Origin of the sequence: Salipiger sp. HF18 (genome assembly GCF_011806505.1) — a bacterium.
Taxonomy (GTDB): Bacteria; Pseudomonadota; Alphaproteobacteria; order Rhodobacterales; family Rhodobacteraceae; genus Salipiger; species Salipiger thiooxidans.
On sequence record NZ_JAATOS010000842.1, the window covers coordinates 1 to 1,011 of the forward strand.

Here is a 1,011-nt window from a genome sequence, read left to right on the forward strand (position 1 = left end):
CAGGGCAACGTCTGCGACAGCGATCCGACCCTTGCCATCGACCGCTACGAATACGTCCCGGAGCGGGGCATGTACGCCTCCGCCAACCGGCCGGAGCTGGTCGGCCGGCGCTACGACCTGCGCAACTGGTCGGTCGCCTTCGTCCATCCCATCACCTACTCGGAGTTCTGAGACATGATCCTGCAAATCCCTGCCGCCGACTTCGGCGCCGCCGCGCTCGGCGGCATCACCCGGGTGGTGAACGGCATGCCCGCCACTAACCTGCTGGGCCTCTACCTGTTCGAGGACGGCGCGGTCGACGACGAGGTGGGCATTGCCGTCGACTCGTCGGGCAACGGCAACCACGCGCTGACGCGCAGCGGCTGGCCGAACGCCGTGAAGACGGCCTACGGGGTGAAGACCCCGGACAACAACGGCTTGTGCTTCGTGACGCCGATCCCGCTCAACCCGGCGGGCCGGCAGCTGACCGCCTTCGTCTGCGGGGTCAACCATCTCGAGGGCAACAGCTCGGGCGACTACAACAACTGGATCGGCCAGTCGGTCACCGCGGACATGGACACGCCCGGCGCGCAGCATCCCAACGACGACGCCGTCGTGCTGAACTACGACGGCACGGGCACCCCCGGGCACTACCAGCTCTACGACAACGGCGGCACCATCCAGGGCGCGGCGACCACCGGCAGCGCGGGCCCGGTCACCTATGACCAGAACGGGGTCGCCGGCATCGACGTCGACGCGGTGGCGGGAGCGGTGAAACTGCACCAGCTCGGCTTCGCCATGGCGTCGCGCAGCGCCGCCGGCATCCCGGCCTTCTACGACGGCGCCACCGACCGCGGCTTCCTCTCCTTCGGCCCGTGGTCGCACGGCGCGACGCGCAGCGTGAACGACGTGATCGGGGAGGCCTACGCGGTGGCGATCTACGGCCGCACCTTCAGCGAGACCGAGGCGCAGACCTACATGCAGTATCTTGCCGATCGCGTCGCGCTCCGGGGCGTGACCTTCCCCTGATCT

Annotated in this window: 1 protein-coding gene; it reads left to right on the top strand. The window is 68.9% G+C overall.

The window, feature by feature from the left end; all coding sequences use genetic code 11:
• Window positions 1-174 precede the first annotated feature (174 nt).
• Entirely contained in the window at window positions 175-1,008 is an 834-nt protein-coding gene (locus HC022_RS27430; protein WP_167454479.1) for a hypothetical protein, read from the top strand.
• Window positions 1,009-1,011 lie beyond the last annotated feature (3 nt).

Coding starts and splice junctions, on each gene's coding strand:
- HC022_RS27430 (WP_167454479.1), top strand. CDS start 175: ATGATCCTGCAAATCCCTGCCGCCGACTTCGGCGCCGCCGCGCTCGGC.